13 protein-coding genes are annotated in these 14754 nt (G+C 74.1%); 7 read left to right on the forward strand and 6 right to left on the reverse strand.

Annotated elements, in window-relative coordinates:
- Positions 1-30 precede the first annotated feature (30 nt).
- Positions 31-633, forward strand: coding sequence for a maleylpyruvate isomerase N-terminal domain-containing protein (locus tag AB0H81_RS22685; RefSeq protein WP_358377875.1), 603 nt, complete (start codon positions 31-33; stop codon positions 631-633).
- A 22-nt stretch (positions 634-655) separates the two neighbouring features.
- Here AB0H81_RS22685 and pgeF read toward each other — a convergent pair whose 3' ends face one another.
- A complete protein-coding gene (gene pgeF, locus AB0H81_RS22690) occupies positions 656-1363 on the reverse strand; it encodes a peptidoglycan editing factor PgeF (RefSeq protein WP_358377770.1) in 708 nt (235 codons plus the stop codon).
- 114 nt (positions 1364-1477) lie between these two features.
- Between pgeF and AB0H81_RS22695 the strand changes: the two genes are divergently transcribed.
- The gene (locus AB0H81_RS22695; RefSeq protein WP_358377773.1) at positions 1478-2917 is read left to right on the forward strand and encodes an aldehyde dehydrogenase family protein; all 1440 of its coding nucleotides are present in this window, start codon (positions 1478-1480) and stop codon (positions 2915-2917) included.
- Between the two features lie 18 nt (positions 2918-2935).
- Entirely contained in the window at positions 2936-3856 is a 921-nt protein-coding gene (locus AB0H81_RS22700; protein ID WP_358377776.1) for a tetratricopeptide repeat protein, read from the forward strand.
- 271 nt (positions 3857-4127) lie between these two features.
- Here the strand turns inward: AB0H81_RS22700 and ligD are convergent, their stop codons facing one another.
- A complete protein-coding gene (ligD, locus tag AB0H81_RS22705) occupies positions 4128-5132 on the reverse strand; it encodes a non-homologous end-joining DNA ligase (RefSeq protein ID WP_358377779.1) in 1005 nt (334 codons plus the stop codon).
- Positions 5133-5476: 344 nt separating this feature from the next.
- Here ligD and msrB point away from each other — a divergent pair, with 344 nt between their 5' ends.
- Positions 5477-5878: a peptide-methionine (R)-S-oxide reductase MsrB gene (gene msrB, locus AB0H81_RS22710; RefSeq protein WP_358377782.1), complete on the forward strand. Its 402-nt coding sequence runs from the start codon at positions 5477-5479 to the stop codon at positions 5876-5878.
- Between the two features lie 218 nt (positions 5879-6096).
- On the opposite strand, the gene AB0H81_RS22715 is transcribed toward msrB, so the two are convergent.
- From AB0H81_RS22715 to hemG, 3 genes are all read right to left on the reverse strand, one after another.
- On the reverse strand, positions 6097-7041 hold the full coding sequence (locus tag AB0H81_RS22715) for a hypothetical protein (RefSeq protein WP_358377785.1): 945 nt from the start codon (positions 7039-7041) through the stop codon (positions 6097-6099).
- An 831-nt stretch (positions 7042-7872) separates the two neighbouring features.
- Positions 7873-8574, reverse strand: a complete 702-nt coding sequence (hemQ, locus tag AB0H81_RS22720; protein WP_358377788.1) for a hydrogen peroxide-dependent heme synthase — start codon at positions 8572-8574, stop codon at positions 7873-7875.
- A 4-nt stretch (positions 8575-8578) separates the two neighbouring features.
- Positions 8579-9985, reverse strand: a complete 1407-nt coding sequence (gene hemG / locus AB0H81_RS22725; protein WP_358377791.1) for a protoporphyrinogen oxidase — start codon at positions 9983-9985, stop codon at positions 8579-8581.
- Positions 9986-10212: 227 nt separating this feature from the next.
- Between hemG and AB0H81_RS22730 the strand changes: the two genes are divergently transcribed.
- Positions 10213-11235, forward strand: a complete 1023-nt coding sequence (locus AB0H81_RS22730) for a DUF4349 domain-containing protein (protein WP_358377792.1) — start codon at positions 10213-10215, stop codon at positions 11233-11235.
- A gap of 21 nt (positions 11236-11256) precedes the next feature.
- Here AB0H81_RS22730 and hemE read toward each other — a convergent pair whose 3' ends face one another.
- The gene (gene hemE / locus AB0H81_RS22735) at positions 11257-12279 is read right to left on the reverse strand and encodes a uroporphyrinogen decarboxylase (RefSeq protein WP_358377795.1); all 1023 of its coding nucleotides are present in this window, start codon (positions 12277-12279) and stop codon (positions 11257-11259) included.
- Between the two features lie 535 nt (positions 12280-12814).
- Between hemE and AB0H81_RS22740 the strand changes: the two genes are divergently transcribed.
- Positions 12815-13411, forward strand: a complete 597-nt coding sequence (locus AB0H81_RS22740) for a DUF3000 domain-containing protein (RefSeq protein ID WP_358377797.1) — start codon at positions 12815-12817, stop codon at positions 13409-13411.
- A gap of 45 nt (positions 13412-13456) precedes the next feature.
- Entirely contained in the window at positions 13457-14725 is a 1269-nt protein-coding gene (locus AB0H81_RS22745; protein WP_358377799.1) for a ribonuclease D, read from the forward strand.
- Positions 14726-14754: the final 29 nt, after the last annotated feature.

Raw genomic sequence — 14754 nt, forward strand, 5'->3', positions numbered from 1 at the left:
ACGCGGCACGGCGCACCTCCATGTCGCCGAATCCGCTCCTCAGGTTCAGAACAATGGTCGACACCGGCCCCTTGGTCGTCGTCTCGGGCTCCAGCGCACGAGCGGGCCCGCAGCCCTGAGCAGACGCGGCGCGACTGGCGCGCCCAGGCCGACGCGCTCTGCCGGCACCTCGCCGCTCTGGCCCCTGAGACGCCGGCGACGCTCGACGGCATGGAGACGGCGGTGCGCGACCAGGTGCTGGCCCGCACCCTGGAGACGTGGATCCACGCCGACGACGCCGCCAGGGCGGCCCGGCTGCGGCTGCCGCACCCGGTGCCGGAGCACATCCAGCCGACGGCCGACCTGTGCGCGCGGCTGCTGCCGTGGACGATGCTGGTGTCGGGGCTGGACGGCAGCGGCCGGGCGCTCCACCTGACGCTGACGGGGCCGGGCGGCGGCGAGTGGCACGTTCCCCTCGGGGTCGCCGACACCGATGCGCGGGAACCGGAGGCCCGGATCACGGCGGACGTGGTGGAGTTCTGCTTCCTGCTGGGCGGCCGGGGCGAGCCGGAGTCGTTCGCGGCGCAGCTCGAGGGCGACCTGGGGCTGGCGCGCGACGTGCTGCGCACCGCTCCCGCCCTGTCCGGGCCCTGACGCCGCCCGGGACCCGGCGCGGCTAGGCGAGCCAGATGAGACCGGCGAAGCGGCCGCCGGGCTGTTCGCGGCGGTGCGAGTAGAGCTCCCGCGACTCGATCGTGCAGCGCGCGTCGTGGCGCACCTCCGCGACGCCCGCCGCTCGCAGCTGCGCCTCGATGCCGGCGCGCAGGTCGAGGGCGGGGGTGTCCCAGGAGGTCGTGGACCAGGTCGCGGGCACCCGGGAGGCGACGCGCTCGCGCAGCTCGGCCGGCACCTCGTAGCACCGCCCGCAGGCGCCCGGCCCGACGATCGCCGTCATCCGCTCCGGCGCGGCGCCCTTGGCGGTCATGGCCTCGACCAGCGCCGTGGCCACTCCTGCCTCGGTGCCCGGACGGCCGGAGTGGGCGGCCCCCACCATCCGCGCCTCGGGGTCGCCCACCAGCACGGCCGGGCAGTCGGCGCCGAGGGAGGCCAGGGCGAGGCGGGGCTCGGTGGTGAAGACGCCGTCCAGCGGGGGCGGGTCGTCGCCGAACGGCTCGCTCACGTACGCGACGTCGGCGCTGTGGACCTGACGCATGAACACCACGGCCCGCACGCCCAGCTCGGCGGCGACGCCCGCGCGGTTGGCGCGGACGGCCGCGGGGTCGTCGCCGACCATGCCCCCGAGGTTGCGCGACCCGTACGGCGGCGCGCTCACGCCCCCGTGGCGGTCGGTGAACGCGACGTGGACTCCCGGCGCCAGCTCCATGCCCTTGATCCTAGGCCGCGACGAGCGCCGGGGGCCGCCGCGGCCGCCCGAGGCGATCGCCGGTCCTCGCGAGCGCGCTGGCACCCCAAGTCAAGCAAGCATATGCTTGGTCGAGTGAGCGACTATCGCAACCTCATCGGCGGCAGGCTCGTCCCCGCGGCCGACGGCAGGACCATGGACTCCGTCAACCCCGCCACCGGGGAGGTGTGGGCCCGCGTCCCCGCGAGCGGCCCCCAGGACGCCGAGTCGGCCGTGGAGGCGGCGGGCAAGGCGTTCCCCCGCTGGTCGGCCCTGCCCGCCCTGGCCCGCGCGCACGTCCTGCGCCGGGTGAGCGCCGTCTTCACCGAGCACGCCGAGGAGCTGGCCCGCCTGGAGACCCGCGACAACGGCCGGATCCTGCGCGACACCCTCACCCGGGACCTGCCCGGCATGGCGCACCTGTGGCAGCTCGCCGCGGGCCAGTGCCTGGACGCCGTCAAGGGCGACACCGTGATCCTGGGCCCCGACGCGCTCGGCATGACCCGGCGCGAGCCGTACGGGGTGGCCCTGTGCGTCATCCCGTGGAACTCCCCCATCTCGACCTTCTCCGCCAAGGCCGCCTACGCCCTGGCGGCGGGCAACACCGTGATCGTCAAGCCGGCCGAGCAGGCCGGCGTGTCGGTGCTGCGGCTGGGCGAACTGCTGGCCGAGGTGTTCCCGCCCGGCGTGCTCAACATCGTCAGCGGCGTGGGCGAGGAGGTCGGCGACGCCCTCGTACGGCACCGCGGCGTGCACAAGATCAGCCTGACCGGCTCCACGGCCACCGCCCAGGTCATCACCCGGGCCTCGGCCGACGCGCTCAAGCCGATGACGTTCGAGCTGGGCGGCAAGTCACCGAACATCGTCTTCCCCGACGCCGACCTCGACGCCGCCACCCAGGGCCTGACCGTCAACTCGATCTACACCGGCAACGCGGGACAGGTCTGCGTGGCCGGCTCCCGCATGCTGATCCACCGGTCGATCTGGGACGAGATGCTGGAGCGGATGGAGCGGGTCGCGTCCGGCCTGGTCCTCGACGACCCGCTCGACATGGACACCACGATGGGGCCGATCGTGTCGCGCGGCCAGTACGAGCGGGTCACGTCGTACCTGGAGCTGGCCGAGAAGGAGGGCGCCGAGCTGGTCTTCGGCGGCCGGAGGGGCGCCGAGGTGGTGCCGCACCTGCCCGGCGGCTACTGGGTGTCGCCCACGCTGTACACGGCCACCGACAACGGGTTGCGCGTCTGCCAGGAGGAGATCTTCGGGCCGGTCGCGGTGGCGATCCCGTTCGAGACGGACGAGGAGGCGCTGCGCGTCGCCAACGACTCCCCGTACGGGCTGGCGGCCGGCCTCTGGACACGTGACCTGGGACGGGCCCACCGGTTCGTGCGGGACCTGCGGACCGGGACCGTGTGGGTGAACACGTTCCGGCAGATGCCGCCGGGCCTGCCGTTCGGCGGCGTGAAGGACAGCGGGTACGGGCACGACGGAGTCCTGGAGTACACCCGGGAAAAGGCCGCCGTCATTCAGATTTAGTCAGATAGATTCCCGGCCATGAGCGAGGGGATCATCAGCGAGGGCATCGACGCCGAGCCGGCCGGGACGGGCGCCCCGGCGCCCGCGGAGCTGTCGGAGGAGGCGGCGCGGTCGCGCGCGTCCGTGCTGCGCAGCCGGGCCGAGTCGTACATGGCGCTGTCGCGCCACGACGCCGCCATCGCGGACCTGACCGAGGCGGTCGCCCTGGACCCGGACAGCGCCCGGGCGTGGCGGCTGCGAGGCGAGAGCCATCGGCTGGTCGAGCGGTACGACGCGGCCCTGACCGACTTCGACCAGGCGTTGCGCCTGGAGCCCGACAGCGCGTACGCCCTGGGCTCGCGCGGCCAGGTGTACGCGGCGCTGGGCCGGCCGGAGGAGGCGCTGACCGACTTCGACCACGCTCTGACGCTGACGCCCGAGTCGTTCTGGGTGCTGGAGGGCAAGGCCGACGCCCTGGCCGACCTGGGCCGCATGGAGGACGCGCTGGACGTGCACGCGCGCATGATCGCGCTCAACGAGGACCAGGCTTACCCGTGGCTGGCCCGGGCCGAGCTGTACCAGCGCTTCCAGCTGTACGCCGAGGCCATCGACGACTACACCCGCGCCCTCGGCGTGGACCCGGGCTACGTGCGGGCGCTCAGCAGGCGCGGCGAGGCGTACCGCATGATCGACCGCTTCGACGAGGCGCTGGCGGACCTGACCCGCGCGATCGAGCTGGACCCGGACAACGACCGGGCGCTGGGCAGCCGGGGCGCGGTCCTGAGCGAGCTGGGCGACGACGAGGGGGCCCTGCGCGACCTGGACCGGGCGATCGAACTGGACCCCGATTACGTGTGGGCGTTCCGGGTGCGCGGCGAGATCCTCCAGGATCTGGACCGCCACGAGGAGGCGGTCGCGGACTTCACCCGGGCGCTGCGGCTGGAGTTCGGCGACTCCTGACACCTCCCGGGCTCCTGACGCCTCCCAGAAGGGGAGAACTCCACCTCTTGGGAGAAGTTTGTCCTCCTCGATAGAAGGTCTCTCAACCCAGGCAAGCCTCCATAACCCTGGGCGCTGGGTTACCTTCCAGGCACGCGCCCGCACTCCGGGCGCGGCGGAAAGGCCGCACGGCCGGTGGAGCACGACCGCCCCGGCGATCGGAGGGGGCCGGCCGTGCGGAACGACGCTCGGCGCGACCAACCGCTGTCGCGCGGAGCGGCGCTCGCGGCGATCAGCCGCCGTCGGGGCGGGCCTTGCTGGGCTGCACGCGCCGCGGCTCGCCGGGCATCTTGGGGTAGTTCGGCGGGTACGGCATGTCGCCGCGGCCGTCCTCGGCGTACCGCTCCAGGAGGGGCTCGATCGAGTACGCCCGGTCGTCGATGGCCGCGTGCACGTCGCCCATCTTGGCGAAGCGGGCCGGCATGGTGCGGACGTCGAAGTCGGCCGGGTCGGCGTCCTCCAGCTCCTCCCAGGTCAGCGGCGCCGAGACGGTCGCGGCGGGCCGGGCCCGCACCGAGTAGGCGCTGACGACCGTGCGGTCGCGGGCGTTCTGGTTGAAGTCGACGAACACCCGCTCGCCCCGCTCCTCCTTCCACCACGCGGTGGTGACGAGGTCGGGGGCGCGCTCCTCGACGGCCCGCGCGAGGGCGACGCCCGCGTGCCGCACCTCGACGAAGTCCCAGCGCGGCTCGATGCGGACAGCGATGTGCACGCCGCGGTTGCCCGAGGTCTTCACGAACCCGGTCATGCCGAGGTCGGCCAGCACCTCGCGGGTCAGGAACGCGGCCCGGCGCGCCGCGTCGAACCCGAGCCCCGGCTGCGGGTCGAGGTCGACGCGCAGCTCGTCGGGATGCTCCACGTCGGCGGCGCGCACCTGCCACGGGTGGAAGTCGACCGTGCCGAGGTTGGCGCAGTACGCGACGGCGGCGACCTCGGTCACCCGCAGCGAGTCGGCCTTGCGCCCGCTGGGGAAGGTGACCGTCACGGTCCGCAGCCAGTCGGGGTGCTTGGGGGGCATCCGCTTCTGGTAGATCGCGTCGGTGTGGATGCCGTCGGGGTGGCGCTTGAGGTTGGTCGGGCGGTCCCGCAGTGCCCGCAGCACGCCGTCGCCGACGCTCACGTAGTACTCGACCAGCTCACGCTTGGTGACCCCGATCTCCGGGAAGTACACCTTGTCGGGGTTGGTGACCTTGACGGTCCTCTCCCCCACCTCGAGCTCAATGTACGGCGATGCCATGCCCCCGAACCTACCCCCGCCGACCGACAAAGCCGGTGACCCAGGTGGGCGGGTCCGTCCCGGAGCCCGCCTCGGTGGCGGGACCGAGGGCTCGACGGGACGGACCGCAAGATCACCCGCCTGCGCGGCTCGAACGGGCGCTGGCGCGCCGCCCGGACGAGCGCGGACCGTACCGCGCGGCGCCAGCACGGGCGTGGGCTGTGCCGCTCGGGTGATCCGGCGAGTGATCCCACCCTGAGCAGGAGGCGATGACACCCCCTTGCCTACAAAGACGCGAATACCCCCCAGAACGGATGCTTCCCCCAACGGAGATCTCTTTTTGCCGCATCTCGTACGCTTGACGCATGGACAAGGTGGTCAAGAGCGAAGCCGAGTGGCGGGTCCAGCTCTCTCCCGAGGAGTTCCACGTCCTCCGGGAAGCCGGCACCGAGCGGCCGTTCACCGGGGAGTACGTCGACACCAAGACCGAGGGCGTGTACTCCTGCCGCGCGTGCGGCGCCGAGTTGTTCCGGTCGGACACCAAGTTCGAGTCGCACTGCGGCTGGCCGAGCTTCTTCGAGCCGTCGGACTCGGACGCCGTGCGGCTGATCGAGGACCGCGGCCACGGCATGGTCCGCACCGAGGTGCGCTGCGCCCGCTGCGACTCGCATCTCGGCCACGTCTTCCACGGCGAGGGCTACGCCACGCCGACCGACGACCGCTACTGCATCAACTCCGTGTCGTTGCGGCTCCAGCCCAAGGAGTGAAGGGGCGCCGACAGCGCGTACCGTCCGTGCGGCACGGGTAGGAGCGCGTGGTGACCCTAGTGCATCTGCGTCACCGGTGGGTGACGGTCGAGGCCATCGGCCGGGTCATCACGCAGCGCTGCCATGTGTGCTGGAAGACCCGCGTCCGCGTGCGCTGATCGGCCTCGGGGTCGCGGGGGTTCAGGGCACGTCCCGGCCGGGAACCCGGGGTCGGCCGTTCAGCCGGGGTCGGGGTGCGTGACGCGGCAGCTGGTGTCGCCGGGGCCCAGGATGTTGGCCAGCACCGGGTTGCCGTTCTCGCCGAACCTCGCCTGGACGAACACCACGGGGTGCGCCGCGCCTGCGCGGCGGAGGTATTCGAGGCCCCGGCGGCAGAGGGTGAGGGCGGCGGCGGAGTTGGCGGCCGACTCCGGCAGGTTCGTGTAGATACGGAGATATCCGCCGATGGTGCGGATGTCTGTGAGGTGCCGCGCCGCGCTGTCCCCGGAGCCCCACCGGGCGCGGAAGTACTCGGCCGCGGTCTGACCGGCGGTTCCGGTGCCGCCCGGCCCGGGCGTCGCGGAGGCCGCCCCGGCCGCCGGGGTGCGCTCGGCCGGCCGGGCGGCCGGGGCCCTGGACGCCGACGGGCGGGCCGGACTCCTGGACGTGGACGTGGACGGGACGGCCGGGGTCGCGGACGTCGGCGAGGTACCCGGACGGATCACCGACCGAGGGATGAGGGTGGTCGCCTGGCGGGCGAGGGTATCGGTCGCCGGGTCCACCTCGGAGTCGACCGCGGGCGATGAGGATGGGCCAGGCCCTCGCGGGGCCACGGGCGGGGGCGCCGCGAGGGCGGTCGAGCGGGCCGCCGCGTGGGCGCTCGACCGGGGCGCCGCCTGGGCGGTCGAACGGGCCGCCGGTTCCTCGCCCGTCACGGCCGGAGCTCCTCCGGTCTCGTCCTGCTCGGCGCCGTCCGGGAGCACGCCGTCGCCGGAGGTCGCACCGCGCGGGCCGTCGCCGCCTTCCGGGCTCAGGGCTCGGGCCGCGGTACGGCTCGCACCGGGCGCAGCCCCTCGGTCACCGTCGCCCCCACCGGCCTCCCCTGCCGTGGCGAAGACCCCGCCGAGGGGCCCGCCGCCGAGCAGGCCCACCCCGCCCACCAGCACCACCGAACCGGCCGACACCCACACCAGCCACGCCCTGCGCGCCGCGCCCCGCCGTCCCCGCCCCCCGGACGCCCGGCCATGCCGCCGCCCCCGCCCGAACGCCCGCCCACGCCCGTCCACCCGCCCGCTTCGGGAAGCGGTCCCATGCACGGACGCGTGGCCATGTCCCGACGCGTGGCCATGTCCGGACGCGGGCCCATGCACAGACGCGTGCCCATCTCCGGACGCGGGTCCGTCGTCGCTCGCGTGTCCGCCCCCGGCGGCATGCGCGCCCTCACCGGCACGCCATCTTCTCCACACCGGGCCCCACACCGAGCTCCACATCGGGCCCCACACCGGACCCGCGCCCCGCCGACCGATCCGCCGACCGATCCGCCGGGCGGCGCGACGGGCGATCCGGCCGGTCGCGCGCCTCTCGTGTCGTCCGGTCTCGCCGGACGCGCCTTCCCGCCGGGAGGGCGCGTCCGCCGGGTGACGCGACGGACGGTCCGGCCGGTCGCGCCCCCGGGAGGGCGCGGTCACCGCGGCCCCCTCCAGGGCGGGCGAGGCGCCCCCCTGCACCCCCTCGCACTCCCCGTCGTCATCGACGGCGCCGCCCCTGTGGTCCCACCCCACGACGAGGCGGTCCCACGCCCTGGCCACCGCCCCGTCGTCGCCGTACGGGAGATCCTCCGGCAGCAGCCCGTGCGGGAGCTCGTCCCCCTGACCGTCACCGTACGGATGCTTTCCGTGCCTGCCCCAGCCCATGGTCACGACGCCCCCCTGGAACGTGACAACCCGCCGTCAACCCCGAGTCTGACAAAGCAGGTAGATCAATGCAGGGGGATCGCCAACTTCCCGTTGACCGTTCTACGGCAGCGTGGCGACCAGCTCGGTGATCGGCTTGCGGGCGCCCGTGTAGAAGGGGATCTCCAGGCGGGTGTGCCGCCGGGCCTGGGCGCCGCGCAGCTCGCGCATGAGGTCGACGATGCGGTGCAGCTCGTCGGCCTCGAAGGCGAGCATCCACTCGTAGTCGTTGAGCGCGAAGCAGGCGACGGTGTTGGCCCGCACGTCGGGGAAGTCGCGGGCCATGCGCCCGTGCTCGGCCAGCATGGCGCGCCGCTCGGAGTCCTCCAGGAGGTACCACTCCAGGGAGCGGACGAACGGGTAGACGCTCACGTACGCCCGGGGCTGCTCCTCGGCGAGGAACGCGGGGATGTGCGACTTGTTGAACTCGGCCGGCCGGTGCAGCGCCATGGCCGACCAGACCGGCTCGCTGTGGCGGCCGAGCGCGGTGCGGCGGAAGCGGGAGTAGACGTCCTGGAGGTCCTCGGGAGTGGGGGCGTGCCACCAGAACATGTAGTCGGCGTCGGCGCGGAACCCGGCCACGTCGTAGACGCCGCGGGTGACCACGTCCTTCAGCGCGGCCTGTTCCAGCAGCTCGCCGACCTCCGCGCCGATGCCCTCGCGGCCGGCGGGCAGGGGCCCGGACGCCTTGAAGACGGACCACATCGTGTAGCGGATCACCTGGTTGAGATCGCGGGCCTTGAGCCGCGGTGCGCCCTCTGTCATGCCCCTATTCTCCCCGCAGGGAGAGGTGGTCCAGAATCCGGGCGGCGGCCGTGCGGGCCGTGGCGACGCAGGCCGGGACGCCGAGACCGTCGTAGGCCGCCCCGCACACCGCGAGGCCGGGCAGCACGGCGACGGCGGCGCGGACGCGGGCGACCCGGTCGAGGTGGCCCACGTTGTACTGGGGCAGGGAGCCGCCCCAGCGGGTGACCCGGGTGTCGATGGGCAGCCCGCGCACGCCCATGACACCGGCCATCTCCGCCATGGCGAGCGCGATCAGCTCGGTGTCGTCGCGCTGGAGCAGGTGCTCCTCGCCGACGCGGCCGATGGAGCAGCGCAGCAGCACGAGGCCGTCGCCGGCCAGGTGGGGCCACTTGACGGAGCTGAACGTGACGGCCTTGACCGGCCTGCCCTCGACGGGCGGCACCAGGTAGCCGCTCTCGCCGGGCGGCTCGGGGAACGCCTCGGCGGCGTAGGCGAGCGTGACGATGGCCATGCTGGCGTACTCGATGCGCGCCAGCTCGGCCGACGCCTTGGGCGCCTCCGTCCTGAGCAGCCGGGCGGCGGCGGGGGCGGGGGTGGCGACGATCACGGCGTCGGCCTCGACCACCTCGGGCCTCGGCACCGGCCCGGTCACCAGCCGCCAGCCGTCGGCGGTGCGGTGCAGCTCGCGCACGGTCACGCCGGTGCGGATCTCCGCCTCCGACGCCCTGGCGACCGTCTCCGGCAGGCTGCCGAGGCCGCCGCGCAGGGTGGCGAACACGGGCCCGCCGGCGATGGGCGCCTCCTCGACGATCTGCCGGGCGGCGTTCAGCAGCGACCGCTCGGAGCGGGCGGCGGCGGCGACCCGGGGCATCGTCGCCTCCAGCGACAGCCGGTCGGAGCGGCCCGCGTAGACGCCGCCGAGCAGCGGCTCGATGAGCCGGTCGAGCACCTCGCCGCCCATGCGGGCGCGGATGTAGGCGGCCACGGACACGTCGGTGCGGACGAGGGTGGGCGGCAGGATCTGGTCCATCGGCACCCGCAGCAGCCCGGCCGGCGAGACGATGCCGGACTTGGCCAGCTCGGTCAGGTCGGCGGGCACGCCCATGACCTGCGCCTTGGGCATGGGCCGCAGCGAGCCCCTGCTGAGGATGGCGGCCCGCGCCGAGCTGGGACTGACCAGGTCGTCGCCGAGCCCGACCGCCTTGGCCAGCTCGGTGCCCTCGGGCCGCCGGGCCAGCACGGCCTCGGCGCCCGCGTCGACGGTGATCCCGGCGACCTCGGAGGCGTGCAGCTTGCCGCCGACGCGGGGGGCGCCTTCGAGGACCGTCACCCTGATGCGATCGCCGCCCGCCTGGCGGAGGTGCCATGCCGCGGCCAGACCGGAGATCCCGCCGCCGACGACGACCACGTGCGCCCGATTCCGTTCCACGCCTCCAGACGCTACCGTCTCCGCGGCCCGCCCGGCCGTCCGGGGCACGGACCGGCGCGGGGTCCGAGGCCCGACCGGCGCGGGGTCCGGGGCGCGGACCGACGCGGGTCCGGCGCCGCCGTTTCCGGCTCCGGCGAGCTCCCGCGCGCCGGCCGCCGACACCAGCACGTGACCGTACCGTGACGGATCCGATCAAACCCCTCCAGCGCGTGATCCGTCACAAGGGCATGAGGAGATTCCAGTACGGCATGGCGCTGTCGGCCGCGTGCGCGGCCCTGCTGCTGACCGGCCTGACGGGCTGCGGCGGCAGCGGCGGCGCCTCGGAGGTGCAGTCCGCCTCCCGCGCGGAGTCCGCCCCGGCGGACGCGCCCGCCATCGCGGCGGACGGCGCCGCGAGCGCGAAGCCGCGGCGCCCCGAGGCCCAGGACCAGTCCGGCCGGACCGCCGGCAAGAACATCACCTCGGACGTCACGGTCACCGCCCAGGAGCGGCAGGTCGTCTACGTCGCCAGGATGACGGTGCGGGCCAAGGAGGTCACGGCCGCGGTCCAGAAGGCCAAGCAGGTCGTCACGGGCGCGGGCGGCTACCTGGCGAAGGAGCAGTCGAGCTCGTCCGACGGCGGCGAGGGCAGCGCCGAGCTGGAGTTCAAGATCCCGCCGGCGCGGTACGCGGAGGTGCTGGCGAGCCTGGGCAGGGACCTCGGCGAGCAGCTCTCGCTCAACCAGGGCACCGAGGACGTCACCCTGCAGGTGGCCGACGTCAACAGCCGCCTCAAGTCCGCCCAGCAGGCGCTCGACTCGCTGCGCACGCTGCTGAAGAAGGCGGACACGATCGGCCAGGTGCTGGAGGTGGAGCGGGAGATCTCGGCCCGCGAGGCGGACCTGGAGTCGTTGCAGGCGCAGCAGAAGGAGCTGGCGACCCAGGTGAGCATGGCCACGCTCACGCTGAACGTGGTCGGCCCGGTCACGGTGGTCGAGCCGCCGTCGGAGGAGCCGCCGGGCTTCCTGTCGGGGCTGGCGACGGGCTGGAAGGCGCTGGTGTCGTTCGTGAAGGTGGCGCTCACCGTGCTGGGCGTGCTGCTGCCGTGGCTGCTCCTCGTGGCGCCGGTGGTGGCGCTGATCGTCTTCCTGGCGGGCCGGAGCGCCCGCCGCCGGGCCACCCCGCCCTCGCCGCCCACACGTCCCGGGGGCGGTACCCCGGCGCCTCCTCCCCCGGCTCCCCCTGCTCCCCCCGCTCCCGCCGAGTCGTGAGCGGGCGGGCGGGCGCGCGGGTCAGGACTCGTGGACCAGGTCGGTCAGGCGCTTGAGCTGGTCGGGGTCGGTGGAGGGCAGCACGCCGTGCCCGAGGTTGAACACGTGGCCCTCCGCCTGCCGCCCCTCGCGCAGCACCTCGCGGGCCTTGCGCTCGACCGCCTCCCACGGGGCGAGCAGGATCGCCGGGTCGAGGTTGCCCTGCAGCGCCTTGCCGGGGCCGACCCGGCGGGCGGCCTCCCCGAGCGGCACCCGCCAGTCGACGCCGACCACGTCGGCCCCCGCCTCGCCGAGCAGGCCGAGCAGCTCGCCGGTGCCGACGCCGAAGTGGATGCGGGGCACGCCGAGGTCGGCCAGGCCCTCGAAGATGCGGCGCGTGTGGGGCAGCACGTACTCGCGGTAGTCGTCGGGGGCGACCGCGCCGACCCAGGAGTCGAAGAGCTGGACGGCCGAGGCGCCCGCCTCGACCTGGAGGCGCAGGTGGGCGAGGACGATGCCGGCCAGGCGGTCCATCAGCGCGTGCCACAGGCGCGGCTCGCCGTACATCATGGCCTTGGTGTGGTCGTGGTGGCGGGACGGGCCGCCCTCGATGAGGTAGGAGCCGAGCGTGAACGGCGCGCCGGCGAAGCCGATGAGCGGCGTGCCGCCGAGCTCGCCGGTCAGCGCCCGGATCGCCTCGGTGACGTAGGAGACGTCATCGGGCTCGAGCGGGCGCAGCGCGGCGAGGCCGGCCTCGTCGCGGATGGGCTGGGCGACGACGGGGCCGACGCCGGGCTTGATGTCGAGGTCGACGCCGATGGCCTTGAGCGGCACGACGATGTCGCTGAAGAAGATGGCCGCGTCGACGCCGTAGCGGCGGACCGGCTGCATGGTGATCTCGACGACGAGGTCGGGCGTGGCGCATGCCTGGAGCATCGGCACGCCCTCGCGGACCTTGAGGTATTCGGGCAGCGACCGGCCGGCCTGCCGCATGAACCAGACCGGGGTGTGCGGGACGGGCTGGCGGCGGCAGGCGCGCAGGAACGCTGAGTCGGCGAGATTCACCCTCCAAGGGTGCCACGACCTCCCGCCGGTCCCCGCATCGGCACGAGCTGTCGGAAAAGTATGCATTGAACACCCCAAATCATGATCGAATAGCCAGATGGAGGTTTACCGGCCGACCGGGCCCTGGGCGCTCACGCGGGTCGAACACACCCCATGGGCGACCAGAATGCCGGTCTTGACTGGACCAAATGTTCGCCAAGCGACCGCGCGGCACCGATTCAGCATCCACTTTCGGGACACGCCGAGCGCGTTGCGGGGAATTGTCGGTGAGGCGTGCCAACGTCGGAGCCACGATCCGAAGAAAGGCCCCGTTGCGATGACAGGTGCGATGACCGGCGCCGCCGCAGGCGCCGTCCCCAGTGCCGTCCTTGATGCCGTCCCCAGTGCCGCGTCCCGGCCTGTGACCGGCGCCGCCGCCGGGTCGTGGCGCACCCCGTCCGGGTCCGCCCCCCAGCGGGTTGCGGCAGCGGGTTGAGCAGGCACGATGAGCACCCCCGTGGCCCCGTTCCCCCAGGCTCCGGCCTACGCTGCGACCATGACCTCGAGTGACCGGCCGCCGGCTCCCCCGGCTTTCAGGCGCGCGGCCGAGAGCCTGCGCCTGGCCGAGGTCAGGCCGGAGATCGAGCTGGAGGACCTGCCCGCGCCCCAGCGGCTGGCGCCCTACTCCGCCGCCGTCGGCGCGTCGGTCTACCGCGACGACGACGAGCTGGCCGTGGGCCGGCTGATCCTGCTCTACGACCCCGACGGGCAGCGCGGCTGGGACGGCCCGTTCCGGCTGGTGGCCTACGTGCGCGCCGACATGGAGCCGGAGATCACCTCCGATCCGCTGCTCGGCCCGGTCGCGTGGAGCTGGCTGACCGAGGCCCTGGACGCCCACCACGCCGACTACTCGGCGGCCGGCGGTACGGTGACAAGAGCGGTGTCCGAGGGCTTCGGCAACAAGGCCGATGATCCGGTCACCACCGAGCTGGAGCTGCGGGCCTCCTGGTCCCCCACCCAGGAAGACCTCTCCGGCCACGTGGCCGCCTGGTGCGACCTCATGTGCGTGGCCGCGGGAATCCCGCCGCTTCCGCCCGATGTGGCGCCCCTCCCCCGCAGGCGCGAAGATCCGGAGAGTGACCGTACGAAGTGAGGGCACCAGTCGACACGTCATCCGCGTCATGAGAGCGGTGAACTCATGACAGAAGAAAGAACCGTGGAGAGCGGCGGCCTCGCCACCGGCGCGGACGTGCGCCCGGTCGTGCCGCTGCTGGAGCCGCGCGAGGGCATTCCGCCGGTGGTGTCGGACGCGGCCACGCTGGAGGAGGTGGTCGCGGCGTTCGCCGCCGGCACCGGACCGGTGGCCGTCGACGCCGAGCGCGCGTCCGGTTACCGCTACGGCAACCGCGCCTATCTGGTGCAGCTGCGCAGGGCCGGCGCGGGCACCGCGCTGGTCGACCCGATCGCCTGCCCCGACCTGTCGGGCCTGGACGAGGCCGTGGCGGGCACCGAGGTCGTGCTGCACGCCGCCTCGCAGGACCTGCCGTGCCTGCTGGAGGTCGGCTTCCGGCCTCGGGAGCTGTTCGACACCGAGCTGGCCGGCCGGCTGCTCGGTTACGACCGGGTGGGGCTCGGCACGATGGTGGAGACCGTGCTGGGCCTGCGGCTGGAGAAGGGCCACTCGGCCGCCGACTGGTCGACCAGGCCGCTGCCCGAGGACTGGCTGCGCTACGCCGCGCTCGACGTGGAGGTGCTGGTCGAGCTGCGTGACCGGTTGCACGCCGAGCTGGAGGAGGCGGGCAAGCTGGAGTGGGCGCGCGAGGAGTTCGCCGCCGTGCTGCGCACGCCGCCCGCCGTGCCCCGTTCCGATCCGTGGCGGCGTACGTCCGGCATCCACAAGGTGCGCAACGTGCGCGCGCTGGCGATCGTGCGCGAGCTGTGGACGATGCGTGACCGGATCGCCCGCGAGAACGACCTGGCGCCCGGCCGGGTGCTGCCCGACTCGGCGATCGTGGCCGCCGCCCTCGACGTGCCGCGCACGAAGAAGGCGTTGACGGAGATCGCGCCGTTCACCGGGCGCAGCGCCCGCCGCTACATGAGCGAGTGGCTGAGCGCGGTCAGCCGGGCGCGGGCGCTTCCCGACACGCAGCTCCCGCAGCCGAGCACGCCGGGCGACGGCCCGCCGCCGGCCAACCGCTGGCCCGACCGCGACCCGGCCGCCGCCAAGCGGCTGGCCGCGGCCCGCGCCGTGGTCGCCGCGCTGGCCGACGAGCATCGCATGCCGACGGAGAACCTCCTTCAGCCCGACGCGGTCCGCCGGCTCACCTGGGAGCCGCCGAAGCAGATCACCGAGGAGAGCGTGGCCGAGCGGCTGCGCGAGCTCGGCGCCCGCGAGTGGCAGCTCTCCCTGTCCGCCCGCCCGCTCGCCCGGTCGCTGGCCAGGCTGGAGACCAAGGGCGAGCTCTAACACCAGCCGCCGACGGCACTTGACGCCTC

It is taken from the genome of Nonomuraea sp. NPDC050691, assembly GCF_040654455.1.
Lineage (GTDB): Bacteria > Actinomycetota > Actinomycetes > Streptosporangiales > Streptosporangiaceae > Nonomuraea.

Coding starts and splice junctions, on each gene's coding strand:
- msrB (WP_358377782.1), top strand. CDS start 5,477: ATGGACAAGGTGGTCAAGAGCGAAGCCGAGTGGCGGGTCCAGCTCTCT.
- AB0H81_RS22740 (WP_358377797.1), top strand. CDS start 12,815: ATGACCTCGAGTGACCGGCCGCCGGCTCCCCCGGCTTTCAGGCGCGCG.
- AB0H81_RS22745 (WP_358377799.1), top strand. CDS start 13,457: ATGACAGAAGAAAGAACCGTGGAGAGCGGCGGCCTCGCCACCGGCGCG.
- AB0H81_RS22700 (WP_358377776.1), top strand. CDS start 2,936: ATGAGCGAGGGGATCATCAGCGAGGGCATCGACGCCGAGCCGGCCGGG.
- ligD (WP_358377779.1), bottom strand. CDS start 5,132: ATGGCATCGCCGTACATTGAGCTCGAGGTGGGGGAGAGGACCGTCAAG.
- pgeF (WP_358377770.1), bottom strand. CDS start 1,363: ATGGAGCTGGCGCCGGGAGTCCACGTCGCGTTCACCGACCGCCACGGG.
- AB0H81_RS22730 (WP_358377792.1), top strand. CDS start 10,213: ATGAGGAGATTCCAGTACGGCATGGCGCTGTCGGCCGCGTGCGCGGCC.
- hemQ (WP_358377788.1), bottom strand. CDS start 8,574: ATGACAGAGGGCGCACCGCGGCTCAAGGCCCGCGATCTCAACCAGGTG.